This window comes from Pseudomonas sp. VEM90 (assembly GCF_054611535.1).
In genome coordinates this window covers 295,188-310,937 of record NZ_JBTRAR010000001.1, presented here as the reverse complement: position 1 = coordinate 310,937, position 15,750 = coordinate 295,188, and the positions used below count along the sequence as shown (strand labels likewise).

Below are 15,750 nucleotides of genomic sequence, written 5' to 3'. Positions count from 1 at the left end.
GCTTGATTTCGCGTAGGAAAAAGCTGAGAGTTGCAGAGAAGATTGCCGCAAGGACGCATAGTTAGTGACTCAGCTTTCCCTTCTGAAAAGCCCCGCCGCTGTACAGGCTGCAATGGACGAATTTTCGCATTTGGGACGAGCGGCGTTTCTCAAGCGATACGGCTTCGGTAAGTCCAGAGATTACATGGTCCGCAACCCTCGAACTGGCGAACCATGCGATTCCAAGGCGATCGTGGCTGTTGCCTTTGGTAAGCAGTTTCCTAACCTAGGCGTGCTTGGCGCGGGCGATTTCTCTGGCGGTGAAACCACCGTGGTTCCGTTGCTTCGGAGCTTGGGTTTTGAGGTTATACGGATCGGGGAGGATTGGACGGAAGATGAGGTCCACGCCACCGTCTTGGACTATTTTGAAATGCTACGCTTGGAAGCTGATAGCGTGGCCTTCAACAAGTCCCGGCACAACGAAATCTTGCGAAAGCAGTTGAGAGGGCGAAGCAAAGCCTCCGTAGAGCTCAAACATCAGAACATCAGCGGCGTTCTCGCGGGCATGGGCCTGCCTTTCATTCAGGGCTACAAACCGCGCGGCAACAGCCAACTGTTATTGCGCAAGGCTGTCCAAGATTATGTGCTTCGATATTCCGCAGATGTAAGCAACATCATAGATGTGCTGGAGGAGGTAAAGACACCGACACAGAAATCCTACTCGGCTGTGCTAGTTGAGTCACCGATTATGGAGGAGCGGCAAAAGCTCGGTGTACCTTCTCGTTCTCGAGAGCGCCTACCGCGCAAGCTTGACTACGCCGCTCGGGACGAAGCGAATCGTAAACTTGGGCGATTGGGGGAGGATTGGGTGATTGGTTATGAGCAGCATCGGCTGACGGAGATAGGTCATCCTGAGCTTTTCCAGAAGCTGGAATGGATCTCGGACACTCAGGGTGATGGCGCTGGCTACGACATTCTTTCGTTTGAAAGTGATGTTCTGCATCGCTATATCGAAGTAAAGGCTACCAATGGAGGGATCGCGTCCTCGTTTGTTGTAAGTCACAATGAGCTAGAGTTCTCTGGAGAAGCAGGGGGGCAGTTTTATCTCTACAGGGTTTTCCAGCTTAGTACCGAGCCAAAGCTTTTTATTTTGCGAGGTGACTTGTCGAGCCAGTTGTACTTAAAACCACTGGATTTCAGGGCGAGCTTTCGCGAGCACTTTCGCTAGGGCTTGCCAAGTTTATTACCTAGTCAGAAGGGCTTGTGTGTCTGATTTGATATCGACAGGTGAATTGGCATTGGCCTAGGCCAATCTCGAAAGTCATGTAGGGAAAATGGCAGTGTCGATTGAGCATACGATAAAAATTTTAGAATTGTTAAATGGCTGTGAGCCGCGAAAAGTTGGTCGTACCGATTTGGAGGCTAAGGCTCAAGCAATCGCAAATTGGTCCCTGGTCTGCTCGTTTTTTTGCTTTTCGATAAACGTGTTGTTCGTGCTTTTATATGATGTTAAGCCCCCGACTGTAGTCGCTACTATATTAGTTACAGTGCTTTTTATATTCACTACGGTACTAGCTTTGGCTGCTCTACTAATTCCAATGATAGCCTCGTTAATGCTACTGGTGAAGTGGAAGATTCTTGCTCTCGATAGTTTGTGTGAAGACGTCCGGCATGAGCAGAAATTGGCTAGTAAATTGGAAGCTTACGGAATGTTCGAGTTAAAGGATGCACGGTTTTGGTTGGAACGGAGGGTAAATCGAATAAGTGCCAGTTCAGGGCGATTTTTTGGTGAGAAAACGGCTGTTGTTGGATTGCTAGCAACCTCATACTCGTTTGTCGGCGAATTTGGTGGTTTGGATTGGGTCGCCCAGACACTCTCAGCAGGTTTCAAGCTAGATAACCTTGCCAATACCCTGTTACTTTGGGTTGGAGCATTTCTGTTTGGTATCTCAATAGGCTCGATATTGCTTGGGTATCTTGCAGCCCGTTACCGTTACCAGATTGAAATCCTTGATGTGGCACTGAGAAACAATAGCATAGATAATGCGGAATTGGATAGCTGTCGAGATTTGTGATTACTGGTGTCGGCTATGCGTAACACGGCATGACTCTCTATCGAGCTGAGCTGTTGAGTTGTCGACGAGGTGAGGCAAGGAATGCAACTTGGTGACCAAAACTGCGGGGTGCGGTGCTCAAGTATTTTTTCATTGGAGTGCTAGTTATCCGCTGGAATATTCGATGCAACAATCAATTTGATAATTGGCCAGTCTCTTGCCCAATAGGTTACGGGGCCGCTTCGCGGCCCTTTCGCAACGCAAGGCGGCTTCCACATTGTGCGAATTTTTACCGTGAGTTGTCCGAGTCTTTCATCATGCCCAACTCGGCATCATCCATCAGCGCCTTGGCCAAGGCGCAGAGATAGTGCGAAGCCCAGATCAGCTGGGGCTTGTCTTCCATCAGGCCGTCCAACGTCATATCCCGAGCGTAACCCATCAGCTCTGATGCCTGTTCCCGCGCACTCTGACAAGGGATGCCGGCTTCTATGCGGAACAGCGGATGGGTCTGGTTTTCACCTTGGTAGAAGGTGGTTTTGCCGACGGTGAATTTGGTTTCTTCTGTGGACATTGTTCAGTTTCCCCAAGATTGCTTCAGCCTGTACGGGCCTATTCGCGGGTGAACCGCTCCTACAGGAGCACGGCAGTCTTCAAGGCTGAGGGAGTGCCTGGGAGGGGGTATCCGCAGAGAGGCCGGCCCAGGCAGTACATCAGCGACACGTCAATGCATAGTCCGAGGCTCACTGGGCATCTGCACTTGGGCTATTGCGGACTCGAGCAAAGCTCTCAAGGTCTCCAGTTCATGCATCGAGGTCATCATCAGAATCGACGCGGGTGACTTGGGCTGCAGCAGCATTGCCTGATGCACGACGGTCGCCGCGCATAACGCGTAGTCCGTAGCCTGAATCAGGGTGTCTTCCAGGGAAAGAACGTTGTGCGGTGGATCAGGTACTATTTTCAGCATAAACCCTCTCAGTGCCTTACAGGGCTGCCGCAGTACCGCTGTCAAACGGAAGGGTGGCAGCTGTTTGTGGGTTGACAGACCGGGGGCACTGAGAATCCCGGCGCACACGAAGGTGCCCCACGCACAGCTGCCATAACTGGCATTGCACATGCTCTCAGTGAACCACGGTCTGTCAAAACCGTGCCGCCAATGGGTAGCGACAGGCCGAGACTAGGGCTGACTATTTCCATGTGCAACGAAAATCAGGCGCGAGGAGTATCTTTGGGAAATGGCCTACAAGGAAGGGGTTATTTCTGATTTTTCGACCCGCTCCCGTTCCTCAAAAACCTAAACAGGAAACAGGCGGGCAAAAGAAAGCCCGCCGAGGCGGGCAAAGTACTATCACGTAGGGATAGCTTCATCCTGCCCAAGCCACTGTGAAAATTGGGTGAAAGAAAAGTCCCCATAACGTGATCACCCACTGACGTTAGCAATGCCTCGCGCCCTTTAAAGCTGGGCTTTCTGCCGCTGGTGGCGCTGAAAGCGGGTAACCGCGATCTGGACGATAGCTGCCACGAGGCACAGCAGGCCGACTTTCCAGCTGCCCTCCAGGCCGTAATGCTCGGCGATCTTCCCAGTGATGATGACGCTAACGAAGATAGCGAAAGGCAGAATCAGTTTGTTCATCAGGTCTTCCAGCAGGCTGCAAAGGGCTCGAGTGAATACGCAGTTCACCCAGCGGAATGCCGCGATCTTAGCAAATCCGATTCCGGCTTTGTGGTAAGGCCTGCATGTGCAGCCCCCGGGCGAGCAGTACTCGCGGCAGGCATTGTTTGTATCAAAATGCCGGTCCGCCTGGCTGCCGTCGCCGAAAGCTGTCACGCCCATTGCGAATTTCCGTGTTTCAGCTAACTTGTACAAAAAACCTGTACAAGAATGAGGCTTTGTACATGTATTGCCAGTGGCCCTTTACGCTGTACTTTGACGGCGCCTGCCCCTTGTGCGCTCGGGAGATCGCCTTCCTGCGCAGGCAATCGACCGGGGGAAAGCTCATCCTGGTTGACATCAGTGCTGATGATTTCGATGCAGGGGCGTTGGGCTTGGCAGTCGAGCAACTGAGGTCGTGCCTGCATGGAAGGTTCACGAGCGGGCACTGGGTTACAGGCTTGGACGCCACCTTGTGGAGTTGGCGTGCTGCGGATGTGGGCCTGTGGGTCGCGCCACTGGCCTGGCGTCCGCTACGTCCCCTGTTTTCGGTTCTTTACAGGCTGTTCTGTCGATTGAGGCCACACTTGGCCTGGCTACCACATCCCGATGGCGGGCACCGTTGTAGCGGTGAGGAGTCCAAATGTCACATTCGTTAGCCGAGCACTTTCATGAAATCCTCGTCGGCATTGGTGAAAACCCGCAGCGCGAAGGGCTCCTGGACACACCCCAGCGTGCGGCAAAAGCGATGCAGTACTTGTGCAATGGGTATGCCCAGGATCTTCACGAGGTCGTAAACGGTGCTCTGTTCGAGAGCGAAAACGATGAAATGATAGTGGTGCGTGACATTGAGCTCTACTCATTGTGCGAACACCATATGCTGCCGTTCATTGGCAAGGCTCATGTCGCGTACCTGCCAACAGGGCGTGTGTTAGGCCTTTCCAAGGTTGCACGCGTGGTGGATATGTTCGCCCGTCGTTTACAGATACAGGAAAACCTCACGCGGCAAATTGCGTATGCCGTGCAGGAAGTCACGGATGCCGCAGGGGTGGCGGTCGTGATCGAAGCCCAGCATATGTGCATGATGATGCGCGGTGTGGAGAAGCAAAACTCGGTGATGATTTCATCCGTGATGTTAGGTGCATTTCGCGACGCCCCCTCGACGCGGCACGAATTCCTGAACCTCATTGGACGACACAGTTGACGTCCGGTCCTGAACCGTCGCGAAGGGGCGCCCAGATGAATACCGATGCTACTGCGTTATCTCCAAGCCGCTTCGCTGTCCTGGGTTACGGCGGTCTGCTGCCGTTTATTGGTGTGACGCTGCTCATCCTTTTTTGGGCTGAATATCGAGCGTTTTTCTCGATGATGCTGGTTGGCTATGGCGCGGTGATATTGAGCTTCGTCGGTGCCCTGCACTGGGGGTTTGCCATGACGTTGCAGGGTTTGCCCGCGAAGCAGCGTCAAGAGCGACTGGTGTGGAGCGTTATACCGGCCCTGACCGGTTGGGTTGGCACGTTGCTGCCTGTGCCATTGGGGTGTCTGGTGTTGACCTTTGGTTTTGTCGGCCATCTTTGGCAGGATCGCAAACTGGCGCAAGCGATGCCTGGGTGGTATCTGCCGATGCGCGTGCATCTCACAGCTGTCGCGAGCCTCTGTTTGCTGCTCAGTGCGCTCGCCGTATTCATTGATTTTTGAAACCCCAATCCACGCTTCGATCCGTTCTACCCTGCCAGGGTGAGCGCTACGGATAACCCAGTCGCGGGGCTGCGCGGCTTGCTTTTCGTTCCATGAATAGACGCTCTCCCACTCAACACTATGCATCCGTCTGTGTCTCTGCTCCCTGATGCGCTTGAGCGGCTGAGCGCTGGGCGGCAAGCACTTGTTGCGCTGTCAGCTCGATATAGTCGAACACCGCCTCAGGGACCCTGTACAGGTACTGCTTACGCCGATTGTTTGACACGCTCCCGCCATTGCTCAGGCACATCATGACCAGGTTTGCGAGGTCGCTGCCGCGAACATCGAATCGCTCATCAACGGCCCTGTAGACGGCGTCATAGTTTTCCAGAAAGGCCGTCTCATCGCGCAGCTCGACCTCCAGCGCCCGCTTTGCCATCAGGCAGGTGAATACAACGCACTGCGTGGCATCCCAGAATCGGTAGATCGCGTCAGCTCCGATGAACTCAAATGTAAACTGCTCGTGATCGATCCATTGCACTTGCCAGTATTCTCGCACGGGCCCGGAATATCCCTGAAGTGTCTCCAGATACAGGCGTTCTTCGCGTTTCATGGCAACCGAAACAGGAAGCAACAGGCCGTTTTCAAGCGCCCCGGACTGGCAAAGAGCTTGGTGGATCAAAAAGCGCGACAAGCGCCCGTTCCCATCCATGAACGGGTGGAGGAACACGAACCCGAATGAAATGATGCTTGCCGCCACAAGCGGATCGATTTGGGTAGGGCCTTCATTGGCGAAGCGCATCAGGCTTTCCATCAACTCGCGGCACAGGCCTGGGGGAGGGGGGACATAGGTCACCCCGGCTGCTCCATGCATGCCATTGCTAAGGTGGTTCTGCTCGTGTCGAAATGCCGCCGCAAGATCCAGAGGGTTTGCCACAGTGGCATTCTGTAAAGTAACCAGATAATCCTCAGTCAGTGGGTGGCGCTCATGGGCCTGGCGCAGGAGTTTGATGAAGCGGCGGGATTTATCTTCGGTGGGGGCTTCTTTCTCTATTGCAAACGAGTCCTGGGTCTCGTGCAGATACGCCCAATTGATAGCCCGGTCCATCATCAGCGGTGGAAGTGAAGCGATGAAGTTCTTCGCCTTGCCGAGAATGTCATGCTCAAGAAGCTCTGTAACTTGCGCAGTGCGCTCTACGGTCGCGCAGTAAGTCAGATCTCCGAGTCCGTTGAATTCCACCCGCCACTTCGAATTCCGCTCACCTGGTCGAGTAATGTACTGTTCTGGGTCGAATAGCTGCACGAAGGCGCCGCGTACAGGTGAAGGCTGCCCAATGTCTTCACCGGTGAAGGCTTCCCGGAGATAGCAGGCCTTACGGATATAGGCGCCATTGGGCAATGCTTCCAGCGCTTGTGAAAAACGTTCAGCAGGTATTTGTGGCAGAGCTTGGGCGAGAATCGAAAGGTTGATACCTTCATGCTTGAGCGCAAACAGCACATTTCCAAGCAGATCGTCCGCTGAGGGGGCCATTCGATGGGGCACCGCGAGCGTGTTCCCGATTTTCTCAATCCGGGTGACCGGTTGTACGATTGCAGGGCGCTTGAGTGCAACCGCAGAGATCTGCAGCCTATCGAGTAGTAGCGAATATCCCGCTGCCCGCATGTATCTTTCCTTCAGTTTGGGCGTGAGCGCTGTGCTTTTTTTAAGTTGGCTCACAAAATCTTCAGAATTCGCGATTATGCCGTTTTTTTCTTCACTTTCCACAGGCATGTGAGGCTTGTGGATTATCGCTGACCGCCTCGTAAGCCTCCAACTACATGTAGCGTCTGAGCAGGCATCACTCGTCGTTCTGTTCCAACAGCATCGACCCAGCCAGCCGCGTGATGGCCGGATCGTTGGGGAAATTCCCACAACATCGGTGCGGCGCGTGGCCGGCCCTCGCAGCTTTTTACAGCTGCCTTCACGGCCGTAACGCGCGGCGATCTTCCTGGCGATGACGACGCTTACGGTGATTTGTTTCTGAATGTGTGATCTCTCCCGCTCGGTCTTCGTCAAGGAGAGTGCCCCTCGCCGTCGTATGGGGATTGATACAGGGCCTTCCATGCAAACGCTGTTGAACGAGATTCTCGAAGAAGTACGTCCCTTGATCGGCAAGGGCAAAGTCGCTGACTACATTCCCGCGCTGGCGGACGTGCCGGCGAACCAACTGGGTATCGCTGTCTATGGCAACGATGGCAGTTACCACTGCGCAGGTGATGCGCAGGTGCCATTCTCGGTGCAGAGCATTTCCAAGGTGTTCAGCCTGGTTCAGGCCATTGGCCATTCGGGGGAAGCCATTTGGGAGCGGCTGGGGCATGAGCCTTCGGGGCAGCCGTTCAACTCGTTGGTGCAGCTGGAGTTCGAGCGCGGGCGGCCGCGTAACCCGTTCATCAATGCCGGGGCATTGGTGATCTGCGATATCAATCAGTCGCGCTTCGCGGCCCCCACGTTGTCGATGCGCGATTTTGTCCGACGGCTTTCAGGCAACCCTCACATCTCGATCAATACCCGGGTCGCTGATTCGGAATATCAGTTTCGCGCGCGCAACGCTGCCATGGCGTACCTGATGCAGTCATTTGGCAACTTCCATAACGAGGTCGAGACGGTGCTGCGCAGTTACTTCAGTTACTGCGCACTGCAAATGAACTGCCTGGACCTGGCGCGGGCATTCTGCTTCCTGGCCAATGATGGGTTCTGCAAGCACAGCGGTGAGCAGATCCTGACACGGCGCCAGACCCAACAAGTGAACTCGATCATGGCCACCAGCGGGCTATATGACGAGGCGGGGAATTTCGCCTTCAGGGTGGGTTTGCCTGGCAAGAGTGGTGTGGGTGGCGGGATCGTGGCGATCGTGCCGGGTCAATTTACCGTATGCGTGTGGTCGCCAGAGCTGAATGCGGCGGGCAACTCCCTGGCCGGGATGGCGGCGCTTGAGCTGCTCAGTTCGCGGATCGGATGGTCGGTGTTCTGATCTGCGAACTCAGGGGCCATCAGGCGTCGCCTTGGCGGGTCAGAACGCGTACACCAACGTGGCCGTGGCGCTGCGTGGGCTGCCATACCAGCCGCGCGCGCCAATCGCCGTGTAGTAGGTTTTGTCAAACACGTTGTTGAGGTTCAGTGAAACGCTGGTCTGCGGCGTGAAGGCATATTGAGCCATCAGGTCGACCACGCTGTAGGGGTCCTGGGTGAACGTTTCGTTGTTGGGCCCGGCGCTCTTGTAATATTCGGTACCCTGCCAGCGCACACCACCCCCCACCTTCAACTGTGGCAGGGTCGCCAGGCGGTAGCTGGTGAACAGTTTCAAGGTGTCTCGCGGTATTTCAGTGTTCAGGCGGTCGCCATCCGAATCCTTGCTTACCGCATAGGTGTAGCTGGCCGAGACCTGCCAATCAGGCAAAATCTCGCCCGCCATTTCCATCTCGAAACCACGTGTCTTGGTACCCGATTCGGCACGGTAGGCCTGGTTGCCGTCTGGCGCCAGGTTGCTTCCGTCGGCTACCGCCAGGTTGTCCTGGTGTACCTCGAATACGCTGAAAGCCGTGGTCAGGCGCTGGTCCCAGAACTCACTCTTCAGACCGAGCTCGTAGTTAACGCCTTCCAACGGGTCCAGGTAGGTCCCGTTGATATCCTTGTTGCTCTGCGGTTTGAAAATGGTGGTGTAACTGGCATAGGCCGACCAGTTCTCGTTGAGGTCATACACCAGGCCAAGGTAGGGCGTGACGACCCCGGTTTCGCTACGCGAAGTGCGGCTTGTAGCGCCGGACGACAGGGTGGTAGAGGTTTCGTCGCGTTTCCAGTCGATCAGCCGCGCCCCGGTAATCAGCGACAGGTCATCCGCCAGGCTCCAGCGTACCGAAGCTACCAGGCCGTCCTGGGTTTCATCCAGTGCGTCTTCCGAGGATTTGGCATGGATGGCGTCCGGTATCGCCAGCGAACCGTCCCAGGTGTAAATGTTGTCGATGGTCTGGATCGTCCACAGTGGGTAACCGTCGTTGCGGTAGTAGGCGCGGTAGTGACTGGCCCCGAGGTAAGCCTGGTGCTCGCGTGAAAACAGCTCGAACGGGCCCGACGCCGACAGGTCGAACGAGGTCTGCCGGGGCTCGCCGGCCCAACGCCCCGTCCAGGTGCTGATGCCACTGCCATCGGGCTTGACGGTGCCGCTGGCAGCGGTGGCAAAGGTGTCGTCATAGCTGCGACGGCTGTGTTCGGCATTCAGTTTCAACTGCCAGCCGTTGTCCAGTTGATGCTCCAGCGTAGTGAATACCGTCTTGGTGCGACGCTTGTGATAGCTCCAGTCCGAAGCTGAATTGAACGTGCGGGAGGGGCTGAAGTGACTGCCATCTGAATTGAACATCGGGAAGCCGTGGTTGCCTGCCCCGTCGTTGTCCATCTCCTGATATTCCGCACCTGCTGTCAGCATCGTGCTGTCGGTGATGTCCCACTCCAGTACCCCATAGGCCACCTGCCGTTCCAGCGATTGGCGGTCGACGTAGCTCTGGCTGTCGGTATTGGAGGCGACAAAGCGCCCGCGGACATTGCCGCTTTGCGTCAACTTGCCAGAAACGTCCAGTTCGGTGCGGTAGTTGTCCCACGAGCCCGCTTTCAAGGTCAGCTTGCGTTGTGTTTCCAGGGTCGGCTTCTTGCGGATCAGGTTGACGGTGGCGCCCGGGTCGCCAGTGCCTGACATCAGGCCCGTGGCACCGCGCACTACCTCTACCCGGTCGTAGGACACCATGTCGGAGAGGTCATCCCTGAAGCCAAAGGTATCGGGGCGGTTGATGCCGTCCACCTGGATGCTGCCGACCTCGAAGCCGCGCACGTAGATATGGTTGGCGTCGCTGCCGGCGGGCCCCATGCTGTCAACGACCACGCCCGGTGTCTGTTCAAGCACCTGGGCGACATCGTTCAGGTTCTGGTCTTCAATCTGCTGGCGGGTGACCACGCTGACCGATTGGGGTGTCTCGCGTGCCGACAGCCGCAGCCCGGTTGCGGTATTGACCGAGCCGGTGGTGTAGCTGCCGGTGCCTTCGGTGGTGGCACCCAGGGCCATGCTGGAGACGGTGGTTGCCGCAAGCTCCATGGCGCCATCCTGTTCAGCGCTAATCAGCATGAAGCGTTTTTCGCCCGCTGCCTGCACCTGCAAGCCACTGCCTTGCAGCAGTTCTGCCAACGCCTGATGCAGCGCGTAATTGCCGTGCAGCCCTTTGCTGTGCAAGCCTGCGACTTCTTCATGGCTGAAACTGATGACTGCCCCGCTGGCGTCGGCAAACTGGTCGAGTGCGTGAGCCAATGACCCTGCCGGGATACTGTAACCCACAGGCTCGGCCCAGGCATGTGCAGTGCCCAGCAGCGAGCCCGCGAAGCTGACCGCTAGTGCGGTTTGGCGAATACGGGTGGCGGGGGAGGAAAAGCGAGCGGACATCCATTGACTCCTTGCTGATCGAATACAAGTGCTCCCAGTAACAAACGTGTTGTTGACGGAAATACTTAGTAGCAAGGTGCTGATAGGGCTGAGGATCTACTTTGGCAGTAACATCCTCATCGCAGCACAAGGCTGCTCCTGCCAGTGCTGTACAGGCTTTGAAATTGACATGCATGCTCTCGGTACTTGCCCAGGGCAGCGTCCGGACGGCGCCCGTGAACCCGTGCATTCACCGGAAATGGAACCTACCGAAGATGACCCGCGAAGCGTTTGCCCCTTATCAGTCTCTTGCCACTGACTTGCTGAAGTATCTGCCGTCCGACCAGAGTGATGGCTCCCACGACTTGGCCCATATTCATCGCGTGTGGGTCAATGCGCAGCGGATCCAGCAGGTAGAGGGTGGCGACCTTGAAATCTTGCTTGCGGCGACGGTGCTGCACGACTGTGTGGCAGTGGAAAAGCATTCGCCGTTACGTGGGCAGGCCTCGACGTTGTCGGCGAACAAGGCTGCATCAGCCCTTGCAGAGATGGGCTGGCCGAGTGGGCGTGTTGAGCAGGTAGTGCATGCGATCAAAACCCACAGTTACTCGGCGGGGTTCGAACCGCTGACACGTGAGGCCTGCATCCTTCAGGACAGTGACCGGCTTGACGCCATAGGCGCGGTGGGTATTGCCCGGTGTTTTTACGTCTCCGGGCGAATGGGGTCGGCGCTTTATGACTTCGAGAATCCTGCCGCGCAGCAGAGGGCGTACCAGGACGGGGCGTATGCCATCGAGCACTTCCAGACCAAACTGCTCAAGCTTGCCTCGGGCTTTAAAACCCAAGAAGGGGCTCGCCTCGCTGCCGAGCGTCATACCCGGCTTGAAACCTTTCTTACTCAGTTCATGGACGAGATTACCGGGGCAGGTTAGTCATGCCGGGTTCGTACCGTCACTTGAATTCAGTCAGCCCAGCGCCACAGCGGCTCATCCAGCAACCCAACCCCCCGCAGCTGGGTTTGCCCTTGTATTTTTTCCAGCTCTAGCACATTGCACCCGTCACAGGCTGCCAGCGCGTTGATTAATGGCGCACTGTGCGATACCACCCAAACCTGGCTACGGCGTGATGCACGAATGATCAGCCGCGCCAAGGCCGGGAGCAGGTCCGCGTGCAGACTGGTTTCCGGTTCGTTCAAGACCATCAGCGATGGCGGCCGTGGTGTGAGCAGGGCGGCCATCAGCAGAAGATAGCGCAGGGTGCCGTCCGACAATTCAGCACCCTCGAGCGGGCGCAAAAGCCCGTGCTGGTGCAGCCTTACACTGAACAGCCCGCCAGGTGGCGCATTGATCTCCAGACGGCTGCCGGGAAACGCGTCATCCAGCGCTTCCACCAGATCCTCCACGTCGCCAATTTCGATAATGGTCTGCAACGCCGAGGCAAGGTTGCGCCCGTCGTGATGCAGCACCGGCGAGCGAGTGCCCAGTTGGGGTTGACGGCAAGGCGCGTCACGGTCAATCCGGAAGTGATCATAAAACCGCCAGCTATTGATGAATGCGCGCAGGTCACCGATTTCCGGTGCCTGGCGGGGCCGGCCGACGATGTTGAAGAAGCTCTCGCCGCTGTCAGCATGCTGATCGAGCACCGCCCAGCGGTTGCCCTCGCGGGCCCGCACCAGGGCGTTCTTGCGCTCGACCAGCAAGGACGAGGGCCGATAGGCGCCAGCGCCCCAGATGGCTTCACACTTTATTTCGGGGTCGAGCATGAACGCGGTCGGATACGGCAGGGGAATTGGCAGGCCGAGGGTGATGGCAAACCCGAAGTCCTCGGTGGCAAAGCCCAAGCGCAGGCGCCTGGCTTCGCTCGGATGCTGGCCTTGGATGGGCACTTCGCCGCGCCGCATTCGTGCGCTGGTTTCCGGGCCGGCCCACCAGGTCGAATCCAGCCCGCCTTCACGGGCGAGGGCTTCGACCACACCGCCCTGTGCGGTTTCGGCCAGCAGGCGCAGTGCCTTGTACAGGTTGGATTTGCCGCTGCCATTGGCGCCGGTCACCAGGTTGAGTTGGCCCAGCGGCAGCACCAGGTGGTTGATCGAGCGGTAGTTGCCGATGGCGAGGGTAGTGAGCATGCAGTGCTTCCCAGCGTGGACCAGGCGACCGATTGTGGCCGAAGCGTGCCTGCCTTGTCAGCCTCTCTGCTGAGGCTGTTGCCAGTGAAGCAGGCGTGCGCACCGTCTATAGTGTGGGGCAACCTCTCGCGCAAAGGATGCTCACATGGCCAGATCACCAATCATGACTGCCATTGTCACCTCATTGGCGGTGGTCTTGGCCTCTGGCCCGGCGCTCGCCGACCCGGGTAACGGCAAAGGCCAGGGCCAAGGTCAGGGGCACGGCAAGGGCCAGGCTCAGCATGCCCAGGGCCAGGGCAATCCGGGCGGCCATAAGCAGAGCGCCGGCGGCAATAACTGGCACGGCGGCCCGTCCATCGACCGTGGCGATGTACTGGGCATCCTCGGTGGCCACCGCAACTACTGGAGTCCGGGCCCGGCATTGCCTCCCGGCATTCAGAAGAACCTGGCCCGCGGCAAGCCTCTGCCGCCCGGTATCGCCAAGAAGCTGGATGGCCGTCTGTTGGGGCAGTTGCCTCACTATGACGGGTATGAATGGATGCAGGCAGGCGCAGACCTGATACTGGTCGCCGTGGCGACCGGGATCATCTATGAGGTGTTGAACGGGGCGTTCGACTAAGGCCGCGGGTGCGAGCAGTCCGCCCGGTCCCTGCAGGCGCTGGCGTGCCTGCGATGGGCTGCGCAGCAGCCCAATGGTCTATCAACGCCGTCGCAACACGGCGGCCAGTCCAATGGTCAGCACCACAGCGCACAGCATGGCCAGCCCGATGGTCACGCCAACGCCCCACGTTTCCAGCAGCCCCGCCAAGACCAGATAGAACGCAATCACCCCCACCGCGCCGATCGCATTGCCCCGCACCATCGCCGCCATTCCGGCTCGCCCGCCCTGCACATGGGCGAACACCACCAGTGGCCAGGCAATCACCGGAATCGGCGCCAGCATCCCGCTGGTGGCCGGGCCCAGCCAGCTGGCCAGGCTCGTTGTGATCATCAGCAGGGAAGTGGCAGATACCATGCGCAACGGGATTTCCCAGTGCCGGTGCCGGGGGCGGGCCAAGGTATCAGGCTTGGGCTCGCGGCCGCTGGCGCGGATCAGCACGCCGATCAGCACCAATGCCACTGCAATCGACAGATACAGGCTGCCCCAGTGGGTAAAGGCATAGGCGGCCAGGCCATAGAACAGCAACGCCAGCAGTACGGCCACGGCGATGCCGAGTGTGCGCGTGGTCAGCAGGTAGATGGTGTAGGTGGCCTGCACCGCCGCCAGGCCGCCCAGTGCGCCGGGCAATGCGCCCAGGGCGAAGGCCGTGCCCTGTTCCAGGCACAGGAAGGTCATCACCAGCGCCGAGGTGATCGGCAGGCCGGACAGCAATCCGCCTAGCAGGCCGCCCCAGCGCCGGGAGGCGAGGGAGATGGCCCACATCAGCAGGGGGGTGATGGTGAGTTTCAGGTAAAACAGGGTCATTGCGGGTGCATCCAGGCTTGATGAAGGTGCGCCCGCCTTCGACATTGGGTCGGGCGCGGGTGAATCAGCCGCGGCTGGCCTCCAAGGCCTGGGCCAGGTCGGCGATGATGTCGTCACTGTGTTCGATGCCGATTGACAGGCGCACCATGTCCCGTGGCACGCCGGCCTTCTCCAGTTCCTCGTCGTTGAGCTGACGATGGGTAGTGGAAGCGGGGTGGCAGGCCAGTGACTTGGCGTCGCCGATATTCACCAGGCGTACCACCAACTGCAACGCGTCGATGAAGCGCGCGCCAGCCGCCTGGCCACCCTTGATACCGAACGACAGGATCGACGCCGGCTTGCCGCCGGTGTAGCGCTGGGCCAGTGCATGTTCGGGGTGGTCGGGCAGCCCGGCGAACTTCACCCAGGCCACCTGCTCGTGGGCTTGCAGGTAATGGGCAACCTTTAGCGCGTTCTCGGTATGGCGCTCCATGCGCAGGGCCAGGGTTTCCAGGCCTTGCAGGATCAGGAAGGCGTTGAACGGCGACAGCGCGGCGCCGGTGTTGCGCAAGGGCACCACACGGCAGCGGCCGATGAAGGCGGCAGGGCCGAAGGCTTCGGTGTAGGTGACGCCGTGGTAGGACGGGTCGGGGGTGTTGAGCAGGGCGAAGCGTTCCTTGTTTTCGGCCCAAGGGAATTTGCCGGAGTCGATGACGATACCGCCGATGCTGGTGCCGTGACCGCCGATGTACTTGGTCAGCGAGTGCACGACGATGTCGGCGCCGTGCTCGAACGGCCGGCACAGCACCGGGGTGGCCACGGTGTTGTCGACGATCAGCGGCACCCCGTGGCGGTGGGCGGCCTCGGCCAGCGCAGCGATATCAACGATATTGCCGGCGGGATTGCCGATGGACTCGCAGAATACCGCTTTGGTACGCGCGTCGATCAGCGCTTCGAGGGCGGCGATATCGTCATGGGCCGCGAAGCGGGTGTGGATACCCATGCGTGGCAGGGTGTGCGCCAGCAGGTTGTAGGTGCCACCGTACAGCTTGGCCACCGAGACGATATTGTCGCCGGCTTCGGCGACGGTCTGGATGGCGTAGGTGATAGCCGCCATGCCCGAGGCTACGGCCAGCGCGCCAACCCCGCCTTCCAGGGCGGCCATGCGCTGCTCGAGCACGTCGTTGGTGGGGTTCATGATGCGCGAGTAGATGTTGCCGGCAACCTTCAGGTCAAACAGGTCGGCGCCGTGCTGGGTGTCATCGAAGGCGAAGGAGGTGGTCTGGTAGATCGGTACTGCCACCGCCTTGGTGGTCGGGTCGGGGCTGAAGCCCGCATGGATGGCAAGCGTTTCCAGCTTCATGCAATCGTTCCTTGAGCGT

16 protein-coding genes are annotated in these 15,750 nt (G+C 58.3%); 8 read left to right on the top strand and 8 right to left on the bottom strand.

Features of this window, described 5'->3' with window-relative positions; translation table 11 throughout:
• Positions 1-64: 64 nt before the first annotated feature.
• Together ACYCCG_RS01425 and ACYCCG_RS01420 are read left to right on the top strand one after the other, a co-directional pair.
• Positions 65-1,207 carry a protein NO VEIN domain-containing protein gene (locus ACYCCG_RS01425; RefSeq protein WP_209965248.1) on the top strand — a complete coding sequence of 381 codons (1,143 nt, stop codon included), beginning with the start codon at positions 65-67 and terminating at the stop codon, positions 1,205-1,207.
• A 106-nt stretch (positions 1,208-1,313) separates the two neighbouring features.
• Positions 1,314-2,054, top strand: coding sequence for a hypothetical protein (locus tag ACYCCG_RS01420; protein ID WP_209965250.1), 741 nt, complete (start codon positions 1,314-1,316; stop codon positions 2,052-2,054).
• A 268-nt stretch (positions 2,055-2,322) separates the two neighbouring features.
• Here the strand turns inward: ACYCCG_RS01420 and ACYCCG_RS01415 are convergent, their stop codons facing one another.
• From ACYCCG_RS01415 to ACYCCG_RS01405, 3 genes are all read right to left on the bottom strand, one after another.
• Positions 2,323-2,604: a DUF3077 domain-containing protein gene (locus ACYCCG_RS01415; RefSeq protein WP_209965252.1), complete on the bottom strand. Its 282-nt coding sequence runs from the start codon at positions 2,602-2,604 to the stop codon at positions 2,323-2,325.
• 150 nt (positions 2,605-2,754) lie between these two features.
• Positions 2,755-2,997 (bottom strand): hypothetical protein, encoded by a 243-nt coding sequence (locus tag ACYCCG_RS01410; RefSeq protein WP_041167026.1) that lies wholly within the window; start codon positions 2,995-2,997, stop codon positions 2,755-2,757.
• Between the two features lie 486 nt (positions 2,998-3,483).
• A complete protein-coding gene (locus ACYCCG_RS01405; RefSeq protein WP_209969782.1) occupies positions 3,484-3,663 on the bottom strand; it encodes a hypothetical protein in 180 nt (59 codons plus the stop codon).
• A gap of 263 nt (positions 3,664-3,926) precedes the next feature.
• Here ACYCCG_RS01405 and ACYCCG_RS01400 point away from each other — a divergent pair, with 263 nt between their 5' ends.
• The 3 genes from ACYCCG_RS01400 to ACYCCG_RS01390 are packed head-to-tail and all read left to right on the top strand — an operon-like array spanning position 3,927 to position 5,379.
• A complete protein-coding gene (locus ACYCCG_RS01400; protein WP_209965254.1) occupies positions 3,927-4,340 on the top strand; it encodes a thiol-disulfide oxidoreductase DCC family protein in 414 nt (137 codons plus the stop codon).
• The gene (gene folE, locus ACYCCG_RS01395; protein ID WP_209965257.1) at positions 4,325-4,885 is read left to right on the top strand and encodes a GTP cyclohydrolase I FolE; all 561 of its coding nucleotides are present in this window, start codon (positions 4,325-4,327) and stop codon (positions 4,883-4,885) included. The genes ACYCCG_RS01400 and folE overlap by 16 nt, the downstream gene beginning before the upstream one ends.
• Before the next feature lie 35 nt (positions 4,886-4,920).
• The gene (locus ACYCCG_RS01390; protein WP_209965259.1) at positions 4,921-5,379 is read left to right on the top strand and encodes a DUF3429 domain-containing protein; all 459 of its coding nucleotides are present in this window, start codon (positions 4,921-4,923) and stop codon (positions 5,377-5,379) included.
• 118 nt (positions 5,380-5,497) lie between these two features.
• On the opposite strand, the gene ACYCCG_RS01385 is transcribed toward ACYCCG_RS01390, so the two are convergent.
• On the bottom strand, positions 5,498-7,021 hold the full coding sequence (locus ACYCCG_RS01385; protein WP_209969784.1) for a Fic family protein: 1,524 nt from the start codon (positions 7,019-7,021) through the stop codon (positions 5,498-5,500).
• Between the two features lie 439 nt (positions 7,022-7,460).
• Here ACYCCG_RS01385 and glsB point away from each other — a divergent pair, with 439 nt between their 5' ends.
• Complete coding sequence (gene glsB / locus ACYCCG_RS01380) at positions 7,461-8,369, top strand: glutaminase B (RefSeq protein ID WP_014591518.1); 909 nt, start codon at positions 7,461-7,463, stop codon at positions 8,367-8,369.
• 39 nt (positions 8,370-8,408) lie between these two features.
• On the opposite strand, the gene ACYCCG_RS01375 is transcribed toward glsB, so the two are convergent.
• The gene (locus ACYCCG_RS01375) at positions 8,409-10,820 is read right to left on the bottom strand and encodes a TonB-dependent siderophore receptor (protein ID WP_339444009.1); all 2,412 of its coding nucleotides are present in this window, start codon (positions 10,818-10,820) and stop codon (positions 8,409-8,411) included.
• 254 nt (positions 10,821-11,074) lie between these two features.
• Between ACYCCG_RS01375 and ACYCCG_RS01370 the strand changes: the two genes are divergently transcribed.
• On the top strand, positions 11,075-11,731 hold the full coding sequence (locus ACYCCG_RS01370; protein WP_339535066.1) for an HD domain-containing protein: 657 nt from the start codon (positions 11,075-11,077) through the stop codon (positions 11,729-11,731).
• Between the two features lie 29 nt (positions 11,732-11,760).
• Here ACYCCG_RS01370 and ACYCCG_RS01365 read toward each other — a convergent pair whose 3' ends face one another.
• Positions 11,761-12,924: an AAA family ATPase gene (locus ACYCCG_RS01365; RefSeq protein ID WP_209965265.1), complete on the bottom strand. Its 1,164-nt coding sequence runs from the start codon at positions 12,922-12,924 to the stop codon at positions 11,761-11,763.
• A gap of 145 nt (positions 12,925-13,069) precedes the next feature.
• Between ACYCCG_RS01365 and ACYCCG_RS01360 the strand changes: the two genes are divergently transcribed.
• Positions 13,070-13,543, top strand: coding sequence for an anti-virulence regulator CigR family protein (locus ACYCCG_RS01360; protein WP_459669212.1), 474 nt, complete (start codon positions 13,070-13,072; stop codon positions 13,541-13,543).
• A gap of 81 nt (positions 13,544-13,624) precedes the next feature.
• On the opposite strand, the gene ACYCCG_RS01355 is transcribed toward ACYCCG_RS01360, so the two are convergent.
• Both ACYCCG_RS01355 and ACYCCG_RS01350 read right to left on the bottom strand, forming a co-directional pair.
• Positions 13,625-14,389: a hypothetical protein gene (locus ACYCCG_RS01355; RefSeq protein WP_209965267.1), complete on the bottom strand. Its 765-nt coding sequence runs from the start codon at positions 14,387-14,389 to the stop codon at positions 13,625-13,627.
• Between the two features lie 64 nt (positions 14,390-14,453).
• Complete coding sequence (locus ACYCCG_RS01350) at positions 14,454-15,731, bottom strand: bifunctional O-acetylhomoserine aminocarboxypropyltransferase/cysteine synthase (RefSeq protein WP_020189925.1); 1,278 nt, start codon at positions 15,729-15,731, stop codon at positions 14,454-14,456.
• Positions 15,732-15,750 lie beyond the last annotated feature (19 nt).